General features: G+C 66.0%; 16 protein-coding genes and 1 tRNA gene. 11 read left to right on the forward strand and 6 right to left on the reverse strand.

What is annotated here, in order from left to right; genetic code table 11:
- The first annotated feature begins 4 nt into the window (after positions 1–4).
- Both AAHS21_RS18465 and AAHS21_RS18470 read left to right on the forward strand, forming a co-directional pair.
- Entirely contained in the window at positions 5–424 is a 420-nt protein-coding gene (locus AAHS21_RS18465; RefSeq protein WP_342929039.1) for a ketosteroid isomerase family protein, read from the forward strand.
- A 37-nt stretch (positions 425–461) separates the two neighbouring features.
- Positions 462–866: an HIT family protein gene (locus tag AAHS21_RS18470; protein ID WP_342929040.1), complete on the forward strand. Its 405-nt coding sequence runs from the start codon at positions 462–464 to the stop codon at positions 864–866.
- On the opposite strand, the gene AAHS21_RS18475 is transcribed toward AAHS21_RS18470, so the two are convergent.
- Positions 863–2,314: a HAMP domain-containing sensor histidine kinase gene (locus AAHS21_RS18475; protein WP_342929041.1), complete on the reverse strand. Its 1,452-nt coding sequence runs from the start codon at positions 2,312–2,314 to the stop codon at positions 863–865. The genes AAHS21_RS18470 and AAHS21_RS18475 overlap by 4 nt on opposite strands.
- 35 nt (positions 2,315–2,349) lie before the next feature.
- Positions 2,350–3,069: a two-component system response regulator PhoP gene (gene phoP, locus AAHS21_RS18480; RefSeq protein WP_342929042.1), complete on the reverse strand. Its 720-nt coding sequence runs from the start codon at positions 3,067–3,069 to the stop codon at positions 2,350–2,352.
- A 157-nt stretch (positions 3,070–3,226) separates the two neighbouring features.
- Here phoP and AAHS21_RS18485 point away from each other — a divergent pair, with 157 nt between their 5' ends.
- Positions 3,227–3,952: a hypothetical protein gene (locus AAHS21_RS18485; RefSeq protein WP_096290223.1), complete on the forward strand. Its 726-nt coding sequence runs from the start codon at positions 3,227–3,229 to the stop codon at positions 3,950–3,952.
- Between the two features lie 28 nt (positions 3,953–3,980).
- A tRNA-Thr gene (locus AAHS21_RS18490) sits at positions 3,981–4,052 on the forward strand.
- An 18-nt stretch (positions 4,053–4,070) separates the two neighbouring features.
- Here the strand turns inward: AAHS21_RS18490 and AAHS21_RS18495 are convergent.
- A complete protein-coding gene (locus tag AAHS21_RS18495; protein WP_342929043.1) occupies positions 4,071–4,862 on the reverse strand; it encodes a DUF732 domain-containing protein in 792 nt (263 codons plus the stop codon).
- Between the two features lie 251 nt (positions 4,863–5,113).
- Between AAHS21_RS18495 and AAHS21_RS18500 the strand changes: the two genes are divergently transcribed.
- The 7 genes from AAHS21_RS18500 (at position 5,114) to AAHS21_RS18530 (ending at position 11,296) form a co-directional block, all read left to right on the forward strand.
- Positions 5,114–5,830 carry an SDR family NAD(P)-dependent oxidoreductase gene (locus AAHS21_RS18500; protein ID WP_342929044.1) on the forward strand — a complete coding sequence of 239 codons (717 nt, stop codon included), beginning with the start codon at positions 5,114–5,116 and terminating at the stop codon, positions 5,828–5,830.
- Between the two features lie 177 nt (positions 5,831–6,007).
- Complete coding sequence (locus AAHS21_RS18505; RefSeq protein WP_342929045.1) at positions 6,008–6,301, forward strand: hypothetical protein; 294 nt, start codon at positions 6,008–6,010, stop codon at positions 6,299–6,301.
- A 233-nt stretch (positions 6,302–6,534) separates the two neighbouring features.
- Positions 6,535–6,897: a hypothetical protein gene (locus AAHS21_RS18510; protein WP_342929046.1), complete on the forward strand. Its 363-nt coding sequence runs from the start codon at positions 6,535–6,537 to the stop codon at positions 6,895–6,897.
- Between the two features lie 115 nt (positions 6,898–7,012).
- Positions 7,013–7,453: a response regulator gene (locus tag AAHS21_RS18515; protein ID WP_342929047.1), complete on the forward strand. Its 441-nt coding sequence runs from the start codon at positions 7,013–7,015 to the stop codon at positions 7,451–7,453.
- Positions 7,454–7,542: 89 nt separating this feature from the next.
- A complete protein-coding gene (locus tag AAHS21_RS18520) occupies positions 7,543–7,986 on the forward strand; it encodes an ATP-binding protein (RefSeq protein WP_342929048.1) in 444 nt (147 codons plus the stop codon).
- Positions 7,987–9,059: 1,073 nt separating this feature from the next.
- The gene (locus tag AAHS21_RS18525) at positions 9,060–9,791 is read left to right on the forward strand and encodes a response regulator transcription factor (RefSeq protein ID WP_342929049.1); all 732 of its coding nucleotides are present in this window, start codon (positions 9,060–9,062) and stop codon (positions 9,789–9,791) included.
- Entirely contained in the window at positions 9,788–11,296 is a 1,509-nt protein-coding gene (locus AAHS21_RS18530; RefSeq protein ID WP_342929050.1) for an ATP-binding protein, read from the forward strand. The genes AAHS21_RS18525 and AAHS21_RS18530 overlap by 4 nt, the downstream gene beginning before the upstream one ends.
- Here AAHS21_RS18530 and AAHS21_RS18535 read toward each other — a convergent pair.
- The 3 genes from AAHS21_RS18535 to AAHS21_RS18545 form a co-directional block, all read right to left on the reverse strand.
- Positions 11,290–12,927, reverse strand: a complete 1,638-nt coding sequence (locus tag AAHS21_RS18535; protein ID WP_342929051.1) for a sulfite reductase flavoprotein subunit alpha — start codon at positions 12,925–12,927, stop codon at positions 11,290–11,292. The two genes, AAHS21_RS18530 and AAHS21_RS18535, sit on opposite strands and share 7 nt — an antisense overlap.
- 109 nt (positions 12,928–13,036) lie before the next feature.
- Positions 13,037–13,807 (reverse strand): enoyl-CoA hydratase, encoded by a 771-nt coding sequence (locus AAHS21_RS18540; protein WP_342929052.1) that lies wholly within the window; start codon positions 13,805–13,807, stop codon positions 13,037–13,039.
- A 16-nt stretch (positions 13,808–13,823) separates the two neighbouring features.
- Positions 13,824–14,756 carry an MAP_0585 family protein gene (locus tag AAHS21_RS18545; protein WP_342929053.1) on the reverse strand — a complete coding sequence of 311 codons (933 nt, stop codon included), beginning with the start codon at positions 14,754–14,756 and terminating at the stop codon, positions 13,824–13,826.

A 14,756-nucleotide genomic window follows, 5' to 3' on the forward strand; every position in this document is an offset into this window, starting at 1 on the left:
AGCGATGACCCAAACCACCCAATCCCCGGCACTCACCGCGTCGCAGTCGTCGTGGCGCTGCGCGCAAGGCAAGGACCGGGACGGCTGGCTGGCGCTGATGACCGACGACGTGGTCATCGAGGACCCGATCGGCAAGTCGGTCACCAACCCCGACGGCACCGGCGTGCGTGGCAAAGCCGCCGTCGGCGAGTTCTTCGACAACAACATCGCGCAAAACCAGCTGACCATCACCTGCGAAGAAACGTTCCCGTCGAGCGATCCCAACGAGATCGCTCATATTCTGGTGCTGCAGAGCAAGTTTGAGGGCGGCATGACCAGCAAGGTGCGCGGCGTCTTCACCTACAAGGTCAACGAGGCGGGGCTGATCACCAACATGCGCGGCTACTGGAACCTCGACGTGATGGAGTTCGGCCAGGAGGACTGACGCAACGGCGTCGGGTCGTCGTACCTATGCTGGGGCCATGGCGTCGATCTTCACCAAGATCATCAACCGTGAACTACCGGGCCGATTCGTGTATGAGGATGACGACGTCGTCGCATTCCTGACGATCGAGCCGATGACCCAGGGGCACACGCTGGTGGTGCCCCGCGCCGAGATCGATCAGTGGCAGAGCGTCGAACAAGGCGCGTTCGCGCGGGTGATGTCGGTCAGCCAGCTGATCGGCAAGGCGGTGTGCAAGGCGTTTCGGGCCGAGCGGGCCGGGCTGATCATCGCGGGTCTGGAGGTGCCGCATCTGCACGTTCACGTCTTCCCCACCCGCAGCCTCAGCGACTTCGGCTTCGCCAACGTCGACCGCAATCCGTCACCGGAGTCGCTCGATCAGGCGCAGGCCAGGATCAAAGCGGCGCTCGAGCAGCTGACCTAACCCACCTGGGCCGGTACGTCGCTGACGCGCGGCAGCGTGACGCGGAAGCAACAGCCCTCGCCCGGGGCGGTTTGCACGGTGACCTTGCCGCCGTGCGCGTGAACCAGCGAGTCGACGATGGACAGCCCCAGGCCGGTACCACCGCTGGCCCGCGCGCGCGACGAGTCGGTGCGATAGAACCGCTCGAACACCCGCGACGCATCCTGCTGGCTCATGCCGGGCCCCCGGTCGGCCACCTCGATCACCGCGTCGTCGCCGTCGGTACCGACCCGAACGATGAGGTCGGCACTGGTCGGGGTGTGCTGCAGGGCGTTGGCGACGAGGTTGCTCAGCACCTGGCGGATCCGCGCCTCGTCGCCGAGCACCTCGGGAGTGCCGGGGCCGTCGAGGATTTCCATCGTCACGGTGCGCTTCGGGTCGATGGCCTGCGCATCGTGCACGGCGTCACTGGCCAGCGCCAGCAGGTCCACGCGGTGGTGCTCCAGCGGCCGCTGCACGTCCAGCCGGGCCAGCAGCAACAGGTCGTCGACCAGTAGGCCCATCCGGCTGGCTTCGCTTTCGATGCGCGACAGCAACATCGCCACGTCGCGGGCCGCCCCCTGCCGATACAGTTCGGCGAATCCGCGAATGGTGGTGAGCGGGGTCCGCAGTTCGTGGCTGGCGTCGGTGATGAACCGTCGCATCCGATCCTCCGAGCCGCGTGCCGTCTCGGCCGAGGACACCGAGGATGCCACCGCTTGCTGAATCTGGGTGAGCATTCCGTTGAGCGCCAACGAAAGCCGGCCCACTTCGGTGCGGGGATCACGTTCGGGAACGCGACGGTCCAGCTGGCCCGCGGCGATCGCGGCGGCGGTTCGTTCGACTTCGACCAGCGGGCGCAGGCTGCGGTGCACCACCGCGAAGCCGGCGATGCCAACTACCACCAGCACGGCCACCCCGATGCCGAACTGCAACCAGACCAGCGACCGGACGGTTTGCTGTACGTCGGACAGGTCGATCGCGACGGTCGTCAGGCCGTGCGGCCCGTGTACCGACACCGCTCGCCACTGAATGTCGGAGCCGTTGACCGAGGGCAGCGTCGTCGGATTGGGGCCCACGTCGTTGTTGGGCGGCAGGGCCGGTTCGGCGTTGCGGTCATTGATGGCGGTAAACGGTTGGCCGTCGGTGCCGACACCGCGCACGTAGTACTTCGACGGGGGCCGGCCCGGGTCCGGGCCTTCGTAAGAAGACGCCGTCAGTTGCCGCCGCGGGGCCAGCGCCCAGCCGCGCGAGGCCTCGAGCAGCGTCGTGTCGATGCGGCTGACCAGACTGTGCCGCAGGATCGACGTGACCATGACCCCCGAGGCCGCCAGCCCACACGCCACCAGAACCAGGGTCGCCGCGACCAGCCCCACTCGCAGGGGTAGTCCCCGGCGAACCTGTGTGGGCGTTTCCGTCTTCTTCGCCACCGATTGCTACTTTCCCCGAATGGCCGAGCGCGTGCTCAGCGCGGCTCCCGAAGAACGTAGCCCACCCCGCGCAGGGTGTGCAGCAGCCGCTTCTCCCCAGTATCGATCTTCCGGCGAAGATACGACACATAGGACTCGACGACATTGACGTCGCCGCCGAAATCGTAACGCCAAACGTGGTCAAGGATTTTCGGCTTGCTCAACACCGTGCCCGCATTGATGACGAAGTAACGCAGCAGCGTGAATTCGGTGGGCGACAACGACACCGGTTCGCCGGCCTTCCACACTTCGTGGGTCTCTTCGTCGAGCTCGATATCGGCGAAAGTCAGTCGGGCATTGTGGGTTTCGGCGCCACCCTTGCCGGCCCGCCGCAAGATGACCCGAAGCCGGGCAACGACCTCCTCCAAACTGAACGGCTTGGTCACGTAGTCGTCACCGCCCAGCGTCAGACCCGCGATCTTGTCCTGCAGGGAGTCACGCGCTGTCAGGAACAACGCCGGGGCATCGATGCCGTCGGCCCGCAACCGCCGCAACACACCGAAGCCGTCCATGCCGGGCATCATCACGTCGAGGATCACCGCGTCGGGGCGCGCTTCACGCGCGCGGTCCAGGGCCTGGGCTCCGTTGGTCGCGGTGGAGACTTCGAACCCCTGGAATTTGAGACTCACTGAGAGCAGCTCGACGATATTGACCTCGTCGTCAACGACGAGGATGCGCGCTTCCGGTTTGGTGTCGCCTTGGGGTGTCGCTGTCATCTGGGTTGTCCGTCCTAAGCTGAACGTTGCCTATGCAAAAATTGTGTGATTCCTGTGAGCTCGGTGACAAGCTTCTGCTAGTAGTCTGCCAGGAATCATCGCATCACCTTGGACCGGTACCCGGTTTTTGCGGGCGCGTCGTGCATAGACTCGAACCATGGATCTCGCCAAGAGCATGGTGTCCGCCGCGACCGCGCCCGCCCGGGTCGGCCTTGCGGCTGCCGAAGCGAGCCTGAACCTTGCCACCGCGGCCGTCGGGGTGGCGAAGCGATCACTCGGTGAGAGCGGACAAACCCGCACCAACGCGGTGACATCGATGTTGGGGCTCGACGACGCGATCAACCGTGCCAATCGGCTGGCCAGAATGATGGACGACGACGCACCGCTGGGACGAGCGATGGCGGTCGACGGGCCACTCGACCGGTTGTTGCGCCCGGGTGGCGTGGTCGACCTGCTGATGTCGGACGGCGGCCTGGTCGATCGGCTGACTGCGGAGGGCGGCGGCCTTCATCGGACGCTGCAGCCGGGCGGGCTGGCCGATCAGCTGCTGTCCGAGGACGGGCTGATAGAGCGGGTGCTGTCCGAGGATGGGCTGGCGGACCGCCTGTTGTCCGAGGGCGGACTGATCGACAAGCTGACCGCCAAAAACGGTCCGCTGGACCAGCTTGCCGATGTCGCCGACACTTTGGCGCGATTGACGCCCGGGATGGAAGCGCTCGAGCCGGCCATCGCCACGCTGCAGGACGCCGTCAACGCGCTCACCATGGTCGTCAACCCGCTGAGCAACATCGCCGAGCGGATCCCGCTGCCGGGCCGGCGACCCGGGCGGCGCACGGTGTCACGTCCGGTGCCGTCGCAGCGGATCATCGAGGGCGACGCCTGAACGGCTAAGCTTGCAGCCGATTTACCCGGCCTCCTTAGCTCAGTGGTAGAGCACTCGCCTTGTAAGCGAAAGGTCGTCAGTTCAATCCTGACAGGGGGCTCCGCGCTGGGTAACCCGGTTACGGGTGACCCGGGAGGTTGTCCAGCCCACCCTGAATGCCGTGCAGATCGTCTTGGATGCCCTGCAGTTTTCCTTCGGTGGCCTGCAGATCCGAGAGTGTGTTCTGGTAGGCGGGCTGCATCTCGTCCGCCATCGAAGGCCGGGACTGCGGGCAGTACGAGACGATGGCGCCCGCGGTGACTTCGGCGCTTTGGTTGGCGTCCCATATCGAAGATCGCTGCACAAATCCGACCGCATCCGAGAAATTGCGTTGGCGCGCCAGGAAATCGCAGACCGCGTGCCCTTGGGCCACCACGTACTCCTGGCTGGGAACCGGTACGCCTTCATGCTTCAACGCCTCGATGAAAGCCGTGTCGACGACGTCCACCCGCGGCCCCGGCGCTTTGGGTGCGACCGGCTGGGGCGGCGCGACCGACGGCGGGCCTTCCGTCGGTTGCGGTTGCGCCGACTGCCCCGATGAATCGTGATGGCGCAACGCGAGCATCACCACCACCGCGGCGACAAGAGCTACCAGAGATAGCGGCAGCGCCGCGACAAGGCCGAAGCGGCGCAGCGCGCCCTTGCGCCGGCGCGGCATGGCCTTTTCGGTCTTGGTCTCGCGAGGGGGCTCGCGCAACCAGGCGTCCGGGACGTAGTCGAACTCCGCCGCCGCAACCGGTGCGGGGTACGGAATCCCGGCGCTATGGGCCAGGAGTTCGTCGAGCAGCTCGTCGGTCTCTCGGGATGAGGGTTGAGCGCCCCGCGCAGCGATCCGCCGTAATTCCGACTCGATGGTCTCGCGGTCGCGCATATCAACCAGTTTGCGAGCGTCACGACGTTGTGACAAGTCCAGGCCGATACCGTGCGCAACGCGGTGAGGAAGGCCGCGATGTCCTGTCGGCCCTGACGGCTCGAACGTCAGCGGCCGTTGACCAGCCGACCGATGAATCGTCGCGGGTCCAGGTATCGGATCACATACGGACATCTGCCGACGGATGGGATCGAGCACCGACACCGGCGGGTGCCCGCTCACTGCCACCAGCAACGAAGGAGAGTGCGATCATGGTCACCATCTCAGACAAAACGGTCCTGATTACCGGGGGCAACCGTGGTATCGGACGCGCCCTCGTCGACGAAGCCCTGAATAGGGGCGCCAGTCGGGTGTATGTCGGCTCACGAAAGCCATTGGCCAACTTTGCCTCTCGTGTCACACCGTTAGCACTGGACATCACCGAACCGGCGCAGATTCAACAGTCGGCCACGCAGGTGGACGCCGTCGACATCCTGATCAACAACGCGGGCGTGGCGCTATACGACGACCTGAGCGATCGATCCGCGCTCGAACATCACTTGGCTGTCAACCTTTTCGGCACCTACGCGGTGATCAACGCGTACCTGCCCATCCTGGCGCGCCATGGCGGCTCGATCGTCAACAACCTTTCGCTCAACGCCCTGGCGCCATTGCCGATCATCCCGGCGTACTCCGTGTCCAAGGCCGCGGCTTTCTCGCTGACACAATCGCTGCGCTTCATCTTGGCGCCGCAAGGTATCCGCGTGCATGCCGTACTCACCGGCCCGGTGGATACCGATATGACTCGCGGCATCGAAATACCCAAAGCCTCAACGCAATCGGTGGCACAGGGGATCTTCGACGGGCTGGAAAACGACGAGGACGAGATCTTTCCCGACGCCCTCTCGCAATCCTTGGCGGGAATGTGGCGCATGGGCCCAGCCAAAGTACTCGAGAATCAATACGCAACCCTGCTCTCCGGAGCCTAGCCATTCAAAGGCCCAGTGCAGCAATCGATCAACGTGAATGGCGGCAAATGGCGATTCGGTCCCTGACGGGACCTGAGTTCAGCTACTCAGGAAAGTGGAAGTCCACACAGTGACAACACAGTTAACTCTCGGTTAACGGGCGTACGGTCGGCGGTCATGAAGAAATTGCTTTACGGCATGTCGCTGCTGATTTCGCTCGTTGGAATGGGCGCGCTGCCCGACACGATCGCCGTGGCAAGCGCCGATCCGGTGACCTTCTTGCCCGACTGGCCAAACCATCGAAACCAGACGGAAAAGACGATATGCGCAGCCTTGGCGCAGGGGTGGTCACGGCGCCAGATCGTCAGCACCGCGCAAAAGGCGAACAACTACGACCTGACCGGCGTGGATAGCGACGAGGCGGCCGAACGCGCCGACGCATACATCGATGCGGCTCGCTACGAGGATTGCCCGACGCTCAACGCCAGCTGATCAATCTCGGCGACCATACGACGAGCCGCCGCGGCAGCACCGGGTTTACCCGCAGGGCGCGTCGGGTAATTCACCCTTCAACGAATCTGACTGGGTCGGCGCCGATGACCAATGGCGCCGCACCGCGGAAAGAAGGATTGATCGTGAGCGCCAGGCACCGACTGACCGGACCGGGTAGACGGCGACGCCGATTTCTCGTGTGTGGAGCAGCTCCTGTTTCTCTTCTGTGCGCAGTGGGTTTTGCCGCCCTTGCCGTCGATACCGAAAAGCCAATGGCGCCTGCCCATGTGACCTCGGCGACACCGTCCGCGTCGGTCCCGGTGAGTCAGGAGGGAGTCTTGATCGCGGTATCGGCGGATTCGATAACCGCGCGAAGCGCCAGCGGGTACACCCAAACCTATTTACTCACCCCGGACACCACCGTGATCACCGGCAATGGCAGCAAACCGCTCACCGTTGCTTCACATTTCACGGTCAACGATGCTGTGGACATTGTCGGGACGGTCCAAGGCGGTAGGGCACTCGTGACCAGCCTGGCCCATCGCAGTGTTGGGCACGGCGATGGACCGCCGATGGATTCCGTTGCCGGACAATAGATTCGCGGCTTGTGAGCAAAGCGTCACAGTCGGATTAGTGTCTATTACCAACGGGTAAACCACTTTTCAAGAAGCGCTATGTGCGCGTCGCCCGCCCGAAAGGTGGATTCCGCCGATGACGTCGCCTTATCCGATAGATGTACTCCTCGTCGAGGACGACCCCGGCGATGAACTGATCACACGAGAAGCCTTCGAGCACCACAAAATCGCCAACAAACTCCACGTTGCACGTGATGGCGCGGAAGGATTGGACTTCCTCTACCGCCGCGGCGAATTTCGCGACGCGCCACGCCCAGATCTCATCTTGCTGGATCTCAATCTGCCCAAATTCGACGGCCGCCATATCTTGCAGACCGTTAAATCAGACCCCGACCTGCAGGACATCCCGGTCGTCGTGCTCACCACGTCGTCTCTGCAAGAGGACATCCTGCGCAGTTACAACCTGCATGCCAATGCCTACGTCACCAAGCCTGTCGACCTCGACCGCTACATGGCCGCCATCAGAACGATCGACAACTTCTTCGTCCAGATCGTTCGACTCCCCCCACGGCGCTGAGCCCAGGTCTCGGTGCGTCTATTGATCTGTGGCAGAAGCGATACGGGTCCCGTGTTATTTCCAGAATCGACGGGGTATGCGATGGCGCTATGAGCGCTGAGGTTCCCGCAGTTTCCGCCGTCCCGGCGCAGTTGAGTTGCACGGGAGCGGCCGACGCCGCGACCGCGTGCAAGCTGCGCCACACCTTGCGGCGCTGGCTGCGGGAGCTGCCGCAGGCCTCACCAGAGGTCAGCGGGGATGTCATTCTCGGCGTCAACGAAGCATTGGCCAACTGCGTCGAACACGCCTACCACGCTCAGGACGTCGTCGGCACCATGCGGCTGCAGGCCGGCTATGACCCCGCGGCGCAGACGATCAGCGTGTGCGTCAGCGATCGTGGCAGCTGGCATCGGCGTTCGTGGCGCCAACCCCACGACCCCCGTGCGTCTCGCGGTATCACGTTAATGCACGCGTTGGCAGACCACTGCACCATCAACACTCACCCCGATGGCACCACGGTGTGCCTGAACTATTCTGCAGCGCAAAGACCCTGAGGTCGATCGCTTCAAAGCTGTTGGTTTCCAACGGCTTTACTCGTTGTACGCGACGGTGGCCGCCTCAACGCTTGCGGCAGAGGCGGCCACCCGTGCGTGTTCCCGAATCAGAAGCCCGGGGGGTGCAGCGTTCCAGGCTGCGGCCCAAGCGGACCACCGGGAGGCGGCCCCCCAACCGGCCCACCTGGCCCCGGGGGACCGATCGGCCCACCCGGCCCGGCCGGCGGCGGTCCAGGCTGACCAGGGCCCGGTGGCGGCGGGAAGGGATCCGCTCCGGCTACCGCGCCACCGAAGCCCGTCGCGGCGATCCCGAGAACACCCGCTAACAACGAACCAGCGATTACCATCTTTATCTTCATCACTCGACCCCTTTCTCGTGTCTGTCCGTCAGTTCATTCCCGCAACTACGCGCGTAGTGCCGACCGACGGCCGACGCGCGCATTCCATCAACGCCCCTGGCCGGATGCCGGGGGCGGCGGCCCAAGCGGACCACCGGGAGCAGGTTGGTGGGCACCCGGCGATGGTTCGGGGGCCCAGGCTCCGGGAGGTGGTGGCGGAAGCTGCCCAGGCGGCGGCGGGAAGGCCGGTCTAGGCATCGGGGGCGGCGCTGCCCAGCCGCCGGCCGGACCGGCCCACCCTTGGGGCGGGGGCATGGGAGCACCGCACCCGCCCGGCGCGAAGCCGCACGGTGGTGGCGCCGGCATGGGGAACGGCCCCGGCGACAACGGCCCCGCCAAGAAGATCGCTAGGAACAGGGCTGTCAGTAGTGCGCCGGAAATGAACCCGGTCGCGCCGACTCCGACCGCGACGCCCACGGGGTGGCGCCGCACGAAGCCCGGTTCGGCCGGTGGGCTCAGCTGCTCGGCAGGAACCGCGATCGGCGGGCGCTGGTATTCCCCAGACGCCTCATCAGGTCTGGTCCGTGGTGGTTGCTCGTCGGCCATGCGTCCTCCAAATCTGTGAACTGCTGCGTGCCGGCGACGCTAGGAAGCGAATCTGGTCCCAACCTGAAGACATCGATCCGTGGCGTGATTTCTTCATGTTGGTTTCAGAAACCTGTCGAGAATGAAGAGATGAGCCATCGCTTCGACTCCGATCGAGTGCCGCGGCCGGCTGGCAGACCCCGCTCCGGCAGCGCAGCCCGGGTACTGGTCGTTGAGGACTCGGAGGCAATCCGCGAAATGGTGGGCGAAGCGCTGACCGATGCCGGGTACTTCACCGCGATGCGGCCCGATGGCGCAGGGCTGGAAGACGTGCTCGACGGCTTTCGGCCCGACCTGGTGCTGCTGGACGTGATGATGCCGGGGCGGGACGGCTTCGAGTTGATCGACGTCGTTCGCGATTGGGGCCAGGCCGGGATTGTGTTGCTCACCGCACGCGACGGACTGCCCGACCGGTTGCGCGGTCTCGACGGCGGCGCCGACGATTACGTCGTCAAACCCTTCGAACTGGCCGAGTTGATCTCGCGGGTGGGCGCGGTCTTACGCCGACGGGGCCGGCTTCCGGCGGTCGTCCAGTGTGGCGACCTGACGTTGGACCTCGACGCGGCAGTGGCCACGCGCGCGGGCACCGCGCTGGACCTCACCGGCACCGAACTGCGGCTGCTCGGCTTCCTGGTGGAGCAACGCGGGCGCATCGTCAGCACCGGGCAGATCCTGACCGCGCTGTGGGGCTATGACGCTTACGACGCCAATCTGGTGCATGTTCACATCAGCGGGCTGCGCCGGAAACTGGAAGCCCATGGACCGCGCATCCTGCATACCGTGCGCGGCATCGGTTATCGCCTGCAACCAGCACGGCCATGAACGACGACTCCGCCCCGGCGGTGCCGCGGACCCCGACCCCGTCGTTACGCCGGCGGGTTGCCGTGCTTGTCCTTGGCGTGCTCGCGGTGCTCCTGGTGGTGCTGGGCGTGACGATCGACGCGCTGCTGGGCATCCAGGCCCACCGTGATCTGCATGACCGGCTGATGGCCACCGCTGCGCGTGCCGATGCGCTGGCCGCCGGGAACACCCCGCCCGAGCAGCTGGTGGCGCAGCTCAGCGGCGGCGGGATCCGCGTGTTGCTGGTGGCCGCCGATGGAAACAGCTACGGGGACCCCGCGATCGCCCCAGACACGGTCGACGGCCCCACGGTCCCCCCTGCGCTGCCACCGCCACCACCGGGCTGGCAGCTCCCACCACCGCCGCCCGCATGGGGTCCCGCACCGCCGCCGCCCGCGGTCTTCCCGTTCCCGCCGCCCGCAGCACCACCGCCGGACGCCACCGCGACGGTCGTGGTGCACCCGTTGGCGTCGGGCGGGCGCGTGATCCTGGTCGCAGACACCACCCAAACCACCGCGCTGATTCGGCGGTTGCGTGAAGTGATGATCGCCGGTGGCGTAATCACCCTTGTAGTGGCCGGTCTCTTGCTGATCGTTGTGACCCGCACCGCCCTGCGGCCGCTGGACCGGCTCACCACCCTCGCCCGATCCATCACCACCGGCGATCGGGGACAGCGACTGCGGCCAGATCGCGCCGACACCGAATTAGGCCGGGCCGCAGCAGCTTTCGACGGCATGCTGGATGCGTTGGAAGCATCCGAACAGCGCACCCGCCAGTTCTTGGCCGACGCGGCCCATGAACTGCGCACTCCGATCACGGGTATCCAGGCCACCGCCGAGCAGATCTTGGGCGCCACTGTGCAAGCGGAGGACGACGCGTCAGCCAACAGCCAATACCGCCGCGCGACACTGTTACTCAACGAATCCCGGCGGGCGGGTCGGCTGGTCGCCGACATGCTCGACCTGAGCCGCATCGACGCGGGCCTGACCCTGCAACTGGCTGACACCGACCTCGCCGCCATCGCCGAAGCCGAACGCGAACGCGCGGCCGTGCTTTCCCCAGATCTGACCGTGAGCCGTACCGGTGATCCAACCGCGCCCATTCACGCCGACCACACCCGAGTCACCCAGATCGTGTCGAATCTCGTCGACAACGCCCGCCGGCACACCCCGGCCGGTGGCCACATCGTGCTCGATGTGCGCGAGGCCGATCACTCGGGATTGCGCTGTGCGGAGTTGACGGTCACGGACTCGGGACCGGGAATCCCGGACACCGACTGCGAACGAATCTTCGATCGCCTTGTCCGACTTGACTCTTCGCGCAACCGGGACCACGGCGGCGCCGGACTCGGCCTGTCCATCGCCCGCGCACTGGCGCGCGCCCACCATGGGGAGCTGACCTGCCTGCCCAACGACAGCGGGGCACGCTTTCGGCTCGTCCTGCCGCTACGCCCGGGTCCGGTGTACCCGGCGGCAGCTAGTCAGTAGACATCGCGCAGGTAACGATGACTCTTCATGAGGTCGTTGACATAGGCGTGTGCGGCGCCGTCGCTCATCCCGCCACAGCTGCCCACAATCGCGCGTAACGCCTCGTCGACGTCCTTGGCCATTCGCTCGGCGTCTCCGCACACATAGACATACGCGCCGTCCTGCAACCAGCCGAAGATGGCCCTTGCATTCTCCCACATACGTTGCTGCACATACTGTTTCGATTCACCGGGCGCTCCATCGCGGGAGAACGCCAAGTCGAGTCGGGTCAGCGTGCCTGACCGGAGGAACGCACCGAGCTCGTCGCCGTAGAGGAAGTCGCAGTGACGCCGCCGGTCTCCGAAGAACAACCATGATCGCCCGGACGCGCCGAGGGCCTGCCGCTCTTGCAGGAAACCACGGAACGGCGCGATGCCGCTGCCCGGGCCGATCATGATGATGGGTACGTCGGCCGCGGGCAACCGGAAAGCATGGTTGGGCCGCAGGTGTACGCGTACGGTGTCAGCGCGGTCCGCCAGGAATGTCGACGCGACGCCGCCGTGCCGGCGATCGCCGACCGTGTAGCGAACCGTCGCCACCGTGAGGTGCACGTGGTCGGGATGTACCAGTGGGCTCGACGCGATCGAATAGTCACGCGACTGAAGTGGACGCAAAGTGTCGACGACTTCGTCGACAGTCAGCCCGCCCAGCCGAATCAGGTCGAGCACGTCCTTGCCGTACCACCAAGAGCCCTGCCCGGCAACGGCTTCGGCGCCCAGCGCGTTCGCGGCGGCGGCGCCAGTGCGGGCGGCGACCAACGTCTGTAGCGCTCGCGACGGTGTGCGTATCTCGAGGTGCTCGGTGAGCAGCTCGCCGAGGTCCTCGTCATAGCCGACGACGGCGTGGTCGGCACCCACGCCCAGCTCGCTCAGAATCGCTTCAACGAGGACCGGATCGTTGCCGGCATGGACCGCGATGGAATCGCCCGCGTGGTAATCGATTCCAGAACCGAAGAGGTCGACCTCGTAGTGGCGGACCTCTTTGTCGGACTGGGCGGTGGTCAGCAGTCGGTTGACCACGACGCGCGCATCGAAGAGGGGATGGCTGCGATCGCGCCGTGCTTGTTCGGCATGGTCGGACGGGCGAGGCTCCGGCGCTCCGACGGCAATCGCGGGCGCAGGATCGGTGCGATCGGCCAGTAGCAGCTTGACGAGATCCTCCGTCCACGCCCGGGCCACCTGCCCATAGACGCCGTCGACGTCGACGCGGTCCATCAAACGGATTCCGCCCAGGGCTTCCAGTCGCTCATCGAGTAGCCGTCCGGCGTTGCAGAACTGCTCGTATCCGGTGTCGCCCAGGGCAAGCACCGCGAACCGCAGATGATCCAGCCGCTGCGCACCCTCGGCGCTGATCGCCTCCCAGAACAAGGAGGCGTTGTCCGGGAACTCGCCCTCCCCCCATGTCGAGCACACGACGACGAGGTGGGTCGCCGATTGCAGGTCGGCTGGCTCGACCTGGTTCAGTTCGACCGCGTCGGCGCCGACGGCGAGAGATTCTTCAACCGCTTCGGCGAACGTCATGGCGGCATCCTCGGCATTGCCCATGTCGCTGCCGTAGCCGACAACCAGCGAGAATCCTGGTTGAGAAGTCATGATCGCTCCCGTTGTCGTCGCGCGAGAATCACCGGCATCATAGCTTAGGCTTACCTTAGTTTTCTGTCACGAGAGTCGCAAGAACCTTCGCGGCCAGTGACCGGCAGGGCTAGCTGTTGTCGCGCTTGCGGGAGAGGAACGCCCGCATGTGCTGCTGAGGCTCGCCTGTCAGAAAGGCCAGACCGAACTGCTCAACGCTGTCTTCGATCGCCCCGTGCAGGGTCATATCGAACCATTTGTTGAGCAGGCGCTTTTGCTGACGAACCGCGGACGTGCCGAACCCACTGAGTTTCGTGGTGAGTTCGGCAATGCGGTGGTCGAGCTCGTCGGCGGCGACCACCTCGTGGACGAGTCCCCACCCAAGCGCCGTCGCGGCGTCGATCGTCTCGCCGGTCAGCAACAGCCAGCCCGCATGTGATGCTCCGATCAGCGCGGGCAGCATCGCCGAATGGATGACCGAGGGGATTCCCACGGCCACTTCCGGCATGCCGAATTTGGCTCCCGACTCCGCGATCCGCAGATCGCATGAGATCGCGACCTCCAGCCCACCGCCCAGGCACCAGCCCGCGAGCCTGGCGAGGACGGGTACCGGGCATTGGCGAATCGCTTCGCACAGGCCCGCGAGCCGGCGGATGAAGACCTCACCGGTGGCGCGGTCCAGGTCGACCATCTCGTTGATGTCGGCGCCACCGATGAATGCCTGCTCGCCCGCGCCGCGCAGCACCACGACGCGGACGTCGGTGTCGCCGCTGATCCCGCGGAACGCCTGGGACAGTTCCTCGATGGCCCCGCTACCCAAGATATTGAGCGTCCTGGAGTTGATCAGCTCGACGGTGACCAGGCCGCCATCGCGGCCCAGCCTGACGAATCGTGGCTCCAACTAAGGGCTTCGGTGCTCAGTAAAGCGGGACCCAGACACCGAAGAACCAGTAACCCCAACCGCCGAACTGCCAGTTGAAGACCGGAACAACGGTAAAGGTGTTGTAGGCGAACGGCGAGAAGTTGCTGCGCGCATACACCACGTCACGCGGGGGGCCGACCCACGGACGGTTCCAGCCACCCGGAGGCGGCGGGCCGTTCCAGCCACCCGGAGGCGGCGGGCCGTACCAGTGTGGCGGCGGGTGACCCGGCGGCGGGCCGTCGTTCCAGCCCCAGCCTCGCGGCGGCGGTGGAGGCGGGGCCCCGTGGCCGACAATGCTGAAGCCAACAGATGAGTCCATCGGTCCGCCGACCTCGGCGCTGGCCGTCAGGTAGGTCCCACGGGGCTGATACGGCTCGTGCGGCGGTTGAGTGCTCGGCGCAACAACGGTCCGAGTGGGCCGCTGTCCGGAGGGCGAGGTGGTTTGGCTGCCCGCCGGCGTCGTGGTTTGTGCGCTCGGCGCTGTGGTGGTTTGCTCGGCCGGCGTGGTCGTTTGGCTGGCCGGCGGGGTCGTGGTCTGTTGGGCCGGCGTCGTCGTTTGGCTGGCCGGCGGGGTCGTGGTCTGCGTGGCCGGTGCGGTCGTGGTTGGCGCGCTCGCGGTGGTTTGCGGCGCGGTGGTTTGCGGACTCGGTTGCTCAGTGGTCTGCGGCGCGGCCGTGGTCTGCGGCGCTGCGGTCGTCTGCGGAGCTGCCGTAGTCGCCGGCGCGGCAGTGGTCGCGGGTGCCGCTGTGGTGGCCGGCGGAGCGGTGGTTTCCGGCGCCTGCGGGCGCGGTCCGCCGGGCCCGCCGTGGCAACTGCCATTCGGGCATGCCGGCGGGTCGAGCGGGAAGGCGCTCGCGAATCCCGGGTTCAACGCCGAGATGCTGAGTCCCGCCACGAGCGCCACCGCGCTGACACGCTTCTTCGACAT

It is taken from the genome of Mycobacterium sp. 050272 (assembly GCF_039023525.1).
Lineage (GTDB): Bacteria > Actinomycetota > Actinomycetes > Mycobacteriales > Mycobacteriaceae > Mycobacterium.

Excerpts from the sequence above, each read along its gene's own strand:
- phoP (WP_342929042.1), bottom strand. The coding sequence starts at position 3,069 with ATGACAGCGACACCCCAAGGCGACACCAAACCGGAAGCGCGCATCCTC.
- AAHS21_RS18485 (WP_096290223.1), top strand. The coding sequence starts at position 3,227 with ATGGATCTCGCCAAGAGCATGGTGTCCGCCGCGACCGCGCCCGCCCGG.
- AAHS21_RS18535 (WP_342929051.1), bottom strand. The coding sequence starts at position 12,927 with ATGACTTCTCAACCAGGATTCTCGCTGGTTGTCGGCTACGGCAGCGAC.
- AAHS21_RS18470 (WP_342929040.1), top strand. The coding sequence starts at position 462 with ATGGCGTCGATCTTCACCAAGATCATCAACCGTGAACTACCGGGCCGA.
- AAHS21_RS18500 (WP_342929044.1), top strand. The coding sequence starts at position 5,114 with ATGGTCACCATCTCAGACAAAACGGTCCTGATTACCGGGGGCAACCGT.
- AAHS21_RS18525 (WP_342929049.1), top strand. The coding sequence starts at position 9,060 with ATGAGCCATCGCTTCGACTCCGATCGAGTGCCGCGGCCGGCTGGCAGA.
- AAHS21_RS18495 (WP_342929043.1), bottom strand. The coding sequence starts at position 4,862 with ATGCGCGACCGCGAGACCATCGAGTCGGAATTACGGCGGATCGCTGCG.
- AAHS21_RS18530 (WP_342929050.1), top strand. The coding sequence starts at position 9,788 with ATGAACGACGACTCCGCCCCGGCGGTGCCGCGGACCCCGACCCCGTCG.
- AAHS21_RS18505 (WP_342929045.1), top strand. The coding sequence starts at position 6,008 with ATGTCGCTGCTGATTTCGCTCGTTGGAATGGGCGCGCTGCCCGACACG.
- AAHS21_RS18515 (WP_342929047.1), top strand. The coding sequence starts at position 7,013 with ATGACGTCGCCTTATCCGATAGATGTACTCCTCGTCGAGGACGACCCC.
- AAHS21_RS18545 (WP_342929053.1), bottom strand. The coding sequence starts at position 14,756 with ATGTCGAAGAAGCGTGTCAGCGCGGTGGCGCTCGTGGCGGGACTCAGC.
- AAHS21_RS18520 (WP_342929048.1), top strand. The coding sequence starts at position 7,543 with ATGAGCGCTGAGGTTCCCGCAGTTTCCGCCGTCCCGGCGCAGTTGAGT.
- AAHS21_RS18465 (WP_342929039.1), top strand. The coding sequence starts at position 5 with ATGACCCAAACCACCCAATCCCCGGCACTCACCGCGTCGCAGTCGTCG.